This window comes from Buttiauxella sp. S19-1 (genome assembly GCF_022134725.1).
In the GTDB taxonomy this organism is placed as follows: Bacteria; Pseudomonadota; Gammaproteobacteria; order Enterobacterales; family Enterobacteriaceae; genus Buttiauxella; species Buttiauxella ferragutiae.
Window position 1 is genome coordinate 56,878 of sequence record NZ_JAHWLU010000015.1, and the last position, 7,863, is coordinate 64,740.

The 7,863-nt window shown below is 51.7% G+C and carries 8 protein-coding genes and 1 riboswitch; of the genes, 5 read left to right on the forward strand and 3 right to left on the reverse strand.

Annotated elements, in window-relative coordinates; translation table 11 throughout:
• Positions 1 to 31 precede the first annotated feature (31 nt).
• The 3 genes from MES37_RS05935 to MES37_RS05945 are packed head-to-tail and all read left to right on the forward strand — an operon-like array spanning position 32 to position 3,275.
• On the forward strand, positions 32 to 1,309 hold the full coding sequence (locus tag MES37_RS05935; RefSeq protein WP_133521901.1) for a nucleoside permease: 1,278 nt from the start codon (positions 32 to 34) through the stop codon (positions 1,307 to 1,309).
• The gene (locus tag MES37_RS05940; protein WP_121815246.1) at positions 1,310 to 2,326 is read left to right on the forward strand and encodes an ADP-ribosylglycohydrolase family protein; all 1,017 of its coding nucleotides are present in this window, start codon (positions 1,310 to 1,312) and stop codon (positions 2,324 to 2,326) included. It begins immediately after the preceding gene.
• The gene (locus tag MES37_RS05945) at positions 2,313 to 3,275 is read left to right on the forward strand and encodes a PfkB family carbohydrate kinase (protein WP_064545146.1); all 963 of its coding nucleotides are present in this window, start codon (positions 2,313 to 2,315) and stop codon (positions 3,273 to 3,275) included. The genes MES37_RS05940 and MES37_RS05945 overlap by 14 nt, the downstream gene beginning before the upstream one ends.
• Before the next feature lie 110 nt (positions 3,276 to 3,385).
• Here the strand turns inward: MES37_RS05945 and MES37_RS05950 are convergent, their stop codons facing one another.
• The 3 genes from MES37_RS05950 to thiM all read right to left on the reverse strand — a co-directional run bounded on the left by MES37_RS05950 (position 3,386) and on the right by thiM (position 5,797).
• A complete protein-coding gene (locus MES37_RS05950; RefSeq protein WP_237930544.1) occupies positions 3,386 to 4,132 on the reverse strand; it encodes a GntR family transcriptional regulator in 747 nt (248 codons plus the stop codon).
• Between the two features lie 70 nt (positions 4,133 to 4,202).
• Positions 4,203 to 5,012 (reverse strand): bifunctional hydroxymethylpyrimidine kinase/phosphomethylpyrimidine kinase, encoded by an 810-nt coding sequence (thiD, locus tag MES37_RS05955; RefSeq protein WP_121815245.1) that lies wholly within the window; start codon positions 5,010 to 5,012, stop codon positions 4,203 to 4,205.
• The gene (thiM, locus tag MES37_RS05960) at positions 5,009 to 5,797 is read right to left on the reverse strand and encodes a hydroxyethylthiazole kinase (protein ID WP_237930572.1); all 789 of its coding nucleotides are present in this window, start codon (positions 5,795 to 5,797) and stop codon (positions 5,009 to 5,011) included. Before thiM ends, thiD begins: the two co-directional genes overlap by 4 nt.
• 34 nt (positions 5,798 to 5,831) lie before the next feature.
• Positions 5,832 to 5,928, reverse strand: a riboswitch (TPP riboswitch).
• A gap of 255 nt (positions 5,929 to 6,183) precedes the next feature.
• Between thiM and MES37_RS05965 the strand changes: the two genes are divergently transcribed.
• Together MES37_RS05965 and MES37_RS05970 are read left to right on the forward strand one after the other, a co-directional pair.
• A complete protein-coding gene (locus MES37_RS05965; protein WP_237930554.1) occupies positions 6,184 to 6,786 on the forward strand; it encodes a LuxR C-terminal-related transcriptional regulator in 603 nt (200 codons plus the stop codon).
• A gap of 369 nt (positions 6,787 to 7,155) precedes the next feature.
• The coding region (locus MES37_RS05970) for a helix-turn-helix transcriptional regulator (RefSeq protein ID WP_237930556.1) at positions 7,156 to 7,863 on the forward strand (708 nt) is incomplete at its 3' end.

Here is a 7,863-nt window from a genome sequence, read left to right on the forward strand (position 1 = left end):
TGTACCCAACACAATCATGAAGGTTCAACGTATGAAACGTACAACAATTAGCCTTTCATTCATGATGTTTATTGAATGGTTTATCTGGGGCGCCTGGTTCGTCCCGCTTTGGCTGTTCCTCAACAAAAGTGGCTTTAGCCCAACTGAAATCGGTTGGTCTTACGCCTGTACCGCTATCGCCGCTATTCTGTCGCCGATTCTGGTCGGCTCGCTGACCGACCGTTTCTTTGCCGCGCAAAAGGTGCTGGCACTGTTGATGTTTGTCGGTGCGGTGCTGATGTATCTGGCGGCGCAACAAACCGAGTTTGTCTATTTCTTCCCGCTGCTGCTGGCCTATTCCCTGACCTACATGCCAACCATCGCGCTGACTAACAGCATCGCATTTTCCAATGTCGACGATGTGGAGCGGGACTTCCCGCGCATTCGTGTAATGGGCACTATCGGCTGGATTGCCTCGGGTTTAGTGTGCGGTTTCTTGCCGCAAATGCTCGGTTTTAGCGATATATCGCCCACCAACGTTCCGTTACTGATAACCGCCGGTAGCTCATTGCTGCTGGGTATTTTTGCGCTGGCCTTGCCCAACACACCACCAAAAAGCACCGGCAAAATGAGCCTGAAAGTGATGCTCGGTCTTGATGCAATTGTGTTGCTCAAAGACAAAAACTTCCTGGTCTTTTTCTTCTGCTCATTCCTGTTTGCTATGCCGCTGGCGTTCTATTACATCTTCGCCAACGGGTATCTGACCGAAGTCGGTATGCATAACGCCACTGGATGGATGACGCTCGGCCAGTTCTCCGAAATCTTCTTTATGCTGGCGCTGCCATTCTTTATTAAGCGCTTTGGCATTAAAAAGGTATTACTGCTTGGTCTTATCACCGCCGCCATCCGTTACGGCTTCTTCGTTTACGGTGGCGCCGACCACATCTTTACCTACGGCCTGCTGTTCCTTGGCATTTTGTTGCACGGCGTGAGTTACGACTTCTATTACGTCACCGCCTACATTTACGTTGATAAAAAAGCGCCCGTCCATATGCGCACCGCAGCACAAGGGCTGATTACGCTGTGTTGTCAGGGGTTCGGTAGCTTGCTCGGCTATCGCATCGGTGCAGCAATGATGGAAAAAATGTTCGCCTACCCAACGCCTGTAAACGGTCAGACCTTCAACTGGGCCGGAATGTGGGGCTTTGGTGCCATCATGATCACAGTCATTACCGTGCTGTTTATGGTGTTTTTCCGCGAGTCGGACAAAGAGATCACCACTATTGCCGTTGCTGGCAATCAAACTGAAAAAGATCTAAAGGAAGCATAAATGATGGAAAATCGAATTCTTGGAGCCTTTTATGGCCAGGCGTTAGGTGATGCAATGGGAATGCCGTCGGAGTTGTGGCCACGCTCGCGAGTGAAAGCGCACTTTGGCTGGATTGACCGCTTCCTGCCCGGCCCTGCGGAAAATAACGCCGCCTGTTATTTTAACCGGGCAGAGTTTACTGACGACACCTCGATGGCGCTGGCGCTGGCGGACGCGATTATCGAACATGATGGCGTCATTAATGCCGATACCATTGGCCGCCACATTTTAAGCTGGGCTGAAGGCTTTGATGCGTTCAATAAAAACGTCCTCGGCCCGACATCAAAGATTGCATTGAATGCGATTAAACAAGGCACGCCGGTTAGCGCGCTGGAAAACAATGGCGTAACCAACGGCGCGGCGATGCGCGCTTCACCGTTGGGCTGCCTGCTACCTACCGGCAATCTTGATGCTTTTATTGATGAAGTAGCGCTCGCCTCAAGCCCGACGCACAAATCCGACCTCGCCCTTGCCGGTGCGGTAGTCATTGCCTGGGCAATTTCGAAAGCTATTGAAGGAACAAGCTGGGAAACCATCTGCGATGAACTGCCGTCGATTGCCCGCCACGCTCAGGAAAAGCGCGTCACCACATTTAATGCTTCCCTGGGCGCACGTATCGAACTGGCGCTCAACGTGGCCAGAAACGCACCCGGCACCGAGTCTGGCATGGAACAGATTTATCAACTGGTCGGTACCGGCACCAGCACTATTGAATCTGTCGCGGCAGCCATTGCGATGGTGGAACTGGCGCAAACCAATCCTAACCGCTGCGCGATTTTATGCGCCAATCTCGGCGGCGATACCGATACCATCGGCGCGATGGCGACGGCAATTTGTGGCGCACTGCACGGCGTAGAGAGCATTGATACTGAACTCAAACGCGAGCTTGATGATGTCAACCAGCTCGACTTTACGCGTTACAGCCGCCTGTTTATGGGCTATCGCCAGCAAAGGGAGGCGCGCAATGAAAGCCGCTGAATTACGTTCCCGCTTACCAGGGCTGGCAGCAAAACGCCCGGTTTGCGTACTCGGTTCGGCGGTGATTGATGTCATTGCCGACGCTTACTCTCTGCCGTGGCGCGGTTGCGATATCGAGCTGCAACAACAAAGCGTAAATATCGGCGGCTGTGCGCTGAATATCGCACTAACACTGTCACGCCTCGGCATCGCTTCGAAAAATGCGCTGCCCATTGGCCAGGGAACCTGGGCGGATATCATCCGCAGCAGTCTTGAAAAACAAGGCATCGAAAGCGAAATCCACACCAACAGCGGTGATAACGGCTGGTGCCTGGCGCTGGTCGAGCCCGATGGCGAAAGAACGTTTATGTCGTTTCGAGGTGTCGAACATCAGTGGAATCAACCGTGGCTGGATAAGTTACAGCTCGCTCCTGGCACTTTGCTGTCGCTTTCGGGTTATCAACTGGCCGGGCCATGTGCGGAACTGCTGGTGAGCTGGCTTGAATCGCTGAACGGCGTCACGGCATTTATCGATTTTGGCCCACGCATCGCTGATATTCCCGCCCCGCTGCTGACGCGGATTATGGCCTGCAAACCGATTGTTTCGCTTAACCGCCAGGAGGCCGCGATTGCAGCCGAATGGCTGGAGGTGGCTGGCGACAATATAGAAGGGATTTGTCGTGCCTGGCTTGAACGTTATGACGCGCCGCTTATTGTGCGGCTCGATAAACAAGGCGCGTGGTTTGGCTCCCACGACGCTATCGCGCTGGTGGCTCCTTTCCCGGCACAAGTGGTTGATACCATTGGTGCGGGCGATAGCCATGCGGGCGGCACGTTAGCGGGGCTGGCTGCAGGATGGAGCCTGGCAGAGGCCGTTTGTCTGGGAAATGCAGTTGCGTCTTATGTTGTCAGCCATCGGGGCGGCGACTGTGCGCCGTTTCTGGAACAACTATACCGATACCCAAAATAATTCGAGCGGCATCGCGGCGGCAAGAGAGCGAGTCCCGATGAGCTTAGTAAACTAAGTGATTCGGGTGAGAGAACGCAGCCAACAAAGATGCAGCTTGAAGTATGATGGGTCTACTCCTCGCAAACAAAAACGTATAGATCGCTGCGGCAGTAGCTGATGCTGTACTCGATGGGCCGGTTTTGTGGGTCAAAAGCAACCTGTTTGATAACCAGAACCGGCACTGGCGTTTCCAGTTTGATGTGCGACTGGAATTCGCTGTCCGGCATTCTGGCGCTGACGCGGCTGCGGGTGCGCTGAGGAATAATGTTCTGGCTGCGGAAGTAGTCATACAATGAAACACCGATTTCATCAGGGTCGGCGATCAACTCCGCAGGAACGTACGATTCTTCCACTGATACCGCATCTTCATCAACGTAACGAATACGTTTGAGCAAGAACACTTCGCTATCTGCCGCCACGGCTAATTGTTCTGCCACTTCCGGCGAGCATTTCACCACCCGTTTATTGACCCACAGCGTGTTCGGCTTTTTACCGCGCAAAACCACCTGTTGAGAAAACCCGCGCGCCTCTTTGAGCGAATACTCAAAAGTGGAGTTAATTTGCGTACCGTAACCTCTGGATCGCGTCACCACGCCGTCGTCTTCCAGCGTCTGCATCGCTTTACGCACCGTAATGCGCGAAACGCCAGTCAGCTGGCTGAGATCGCGCTCTCCCGGCAAAATATTGCCCTGCGGCAAAATACCGCTGCGTACTGCCGCCTTCACCGTTTCGGCGAATTTCAAATACAGCGGCGTATTATCAGCCTGCGAAAACCGCTGGATAAGTTGCTCAATGAGCTGAGTGTGAACCTGTTCCATGTTGCGCAAATGTCCGGAAGATAAGGTGAAACCAGTATAACTCAATGGTCTTATAGTGGTATTACCTCAATCACCACCATTGGTGAAAATGATGCACCGGTCCAATTCCGTTACCCACTTCCAGCGAATCTGCTTGCTCTAAAGCCTGAGACAACCACGTTTTCGCCGCCAGAATTGTTTGCGGCCAGTCGTGATAGCGTGGATAAAGTGCGGCGAGTGCCGCAGAAAGCGTACAGCCAGTGCCATGAGTATGGCGCGTTTGTACGCGCGGCGCGGTAAAGCGCTGTGCGCCATCGCGGGTAAATAGCCAATCCGGGCTTTCAGCATCGTCAAGATGTCCGCCTTTCATCAATACCGCTTTGCAGCCCATAGCTAACAATGCGTCGCCCTGTAGCTTCATTTCGTGTTCATTGCGTGCGTGTGGAGCATCCAGCAGGGCGGCGGCTTCCGGCAGGTTCGGCGTAATCAGCGCCACTTGCGGCAGAAGCCGACGGCGTAAACTGTCAACCGCCGAGGGCGCAAGCAAAGGATCGCCACTTTTCGCCAGCATCACCGTATCGAGCACGACATTTTGTGCGTGGTAAAACGCCAGCCGTTCAGCCACCGCTTCCACAATATCGGTTTCCGCTAACATGCCGATTTTAATGGTGTCGATGCGCACATCACTGAGCACGGAGTCCAGTTGCGCGGCAACAAAGGCCGGTTCAATACGATAGACCGACTGCACGCCACGCGTGTTCTGCGCCACTAACGCGGTAATCACACTGGTGCCATATGCCCCCAGCGCCGAGAAAGTTTTCAGGTCGGCCTGAATACCCGCGCCACCGCTCGGGTCGGTTCCGGCAATGGTCAGTGCATTGATACGTGTTAACCCTTTCATGCCAGCGCCTCCCCATTCAGCCCGTAAAGTGCATCGAGAAATGCCGGAATAAAACTCCCGGGACCACGGCTGGCGGATATAGCCTGCTGGCCTGCAAACTTCATAAACTGGCAAGCCGCAGCGACGTTATCCAGCCGCGAGCCCGGCAAAGAGCAACAGGCGGCAACTACCGCTGAAAGCGCACAACCGGTGCCGACCACACGCGACATCAAAATGCCGCCGCCCGCCACGCTCCAGCTGTTTTCACCATCGGTAATGTAATCACGCTCACCCGTCACCGCGACAATCGCGCCAGTCAGTCGAGCAAGCGCCTGCGCCGCAGGTAGTGCGGAAAACGCATCATCGGTGCTATCCACGCCTCTTCCACCAGAATGCTCCCCCGCCAGTGCGAGGATTTCAGACGCATTCCCGCGAATGGCCGCAGGTTTTAGCGCGAGCACCTGATGGGCGAATTGAGTACGGAACGTCAGGCCGCCAACGGCAACCGGATCCAGCACCCAGGGTGTGGCGGATTCATTTGCAGCATGAATGGCTGCAAGCATGGCATCACGGCGATCGGCTGTCAGCGTGCCAATATTGACCAGCAGCGCGTCGGCAACCGGGCTAAATTGAGCGGCTTCTTGTGCTTCAATCACCATGGCGGGAGCCGCACCAATAGCCAGCAAAACGTTGGCGGTAAAACTCTGCACGACGTCGTTAGTCATGCAGTGAACAAGCGGGGAAATGTTGCGAAGTTGCTGTAAAGACAAAACGGCGCGGTGGCCGGGTAGCAGGTCAGGCTGCATCATAAAGCTCCTGTCCGGCGTGAAGAAGGGATGCCGGACAGGCATCTGACTTCCCTACGCTGGCATTATCCAGATCAGGTGGTACGGGTATTTCTCAGCCTTCACAAAGAAGGGCACCCCGAGTCATTGATTAATCGTATATGTGATTAATCGCCCATCAGGATAAAGCGAGTGGCCAGCGCTGTAAACCAGGGATATCACTGTGGGCTAAATGGGTTGATTCATTTTTTTAATTCTCGCCATTTCTTCACTTGGCTACCAACCACCAGGAAATCCCCTGGCAATGTCTCATCCCGAGCGAGTTGTCAATTAAGTTTCAGGTTATTTAATTTCAGTATTTATTTCATTACGATCGTTATCCGTTCTATTACTCACCGAGAAACCCCATGCTTACAATTGCGATACGGGAAAATAATAGTCATTTTTCTCATGGTCTAAAAATTATCATTGAAAAAATTTACCGCCAGCGAAATGAAGATTTTTATTTTTTACCCGGCGAAGAACATAGTACTGCCGATATTGTTTTTATGTCACTGGCTGATAATTGGTTTACTGCTGACTGTTTTGAAATTCCCAATGCGACAAAATCCCAACGAGTTATTCTTATTTGCCGACATAAAGAACACCAAAGCCTCATGTTCCGCCCATGCCTGTATATGCTTCCGGTTATCTTTCGCGAAGATGAGGTTGATGAAGTCACCCGTAAAATAGCCCACTGGACGGAGGCTGGCTGGCGCAGAAACAACACCACGGCGGTGTCTGCCAGGATTTGCTACTACTGCACCACATGCAATTTCACCAGTGCTGAACGGCAGTTACTTATCTACATCGCCCGGGGACATTCGCTACAGGATGCGGCCCATCTAATGCAGATAGAGGAAGATACTGCAAGAATATATCGTAAAGTGATAATGAAAAAACTGAAAATCCGGGACCAGTATGAGTTGATGAACTTTATAAAAATCCATCTTCTTTCTTTAATTCATTAGCCAATATTTTTGCGCCGTAACGACTAGTTAGCGTTCCTTATCATTTAACACCCACAAATGTTATTATCTCTTTAAGAAACTACTTACATGCTCTTAAGGCATGCCTAATATATTATATTTTTATTTTCTGACAGAATACATTGTAACGATATAATCAGAAGTCTAAATCATTTAGCTTCTGATTAATTTTAGCGATGCAATCTCAGTATTAACTCATACTGTCAGCGAAAAATATGGAAATGACATCTGCTTCAACAGTGACGCTGGTCCAAATCAGAGCGAACACGCCCTCAGTTCGCGCAGTGGATGGCTAAGCATTTGTACATAGCCGCACGCAAACGCAGATATCGTCGTATCAGAAATGGCAGCATGGCCAATCTCTATAGCAGTACAACACTGATTGTCTTTGACCGCCTGGAATACCTGCAACAAAAAAATCACGCAGAACCCCTTGCGCAACCACTTGATCTTATCCTGGTGACAACCGATTCCTGGCTTGCCCTGGCGCTGACGCAACACTTTTTCAAGTCTCAACATACGCAGGTCTGCGCTTCTCTAAAGGAAGTTGAGGCGTGGCTTGAACAAATTCCCCTGCCACGCATTTTCCTCGATCTTGATGGTGTTAATGAAGCGCCCCTTGATATGTTGAATACGATACGGCAATGGCAAAAAACCTGGCCGCAACTCAACATAACGCAATTAACAGCCTGCCGCTGCGTAAGCGCCGTGAAGCTGATTAATGCTGCGTCACGCTTTCCTGTCGTGGAACGCTGGCAGGAAATCACCAATCTGGTCAACCAATCGACACAGCAACAAAGCCTGCAGGAGCTATCTTCCTCATCGGATTTATCCTCTTCGACACTGTTCTCTAATCGGGAGTGGAATATTCTGTTGGGGGTGGCGCAAGGAGAATCGCTGAAAGCAATTGCCGTTAAATTAAACAAGCCCTATCACTACGTCGTTTATACCCTTGGACGTATTGCCGCTCGCCTTGATCTTGAGAACAATAAATCTCTGATACATCTGCTGAATAAAATGTCTCCCGCCATTGAGTTGAAACAAACAGAAGTGCTAAAG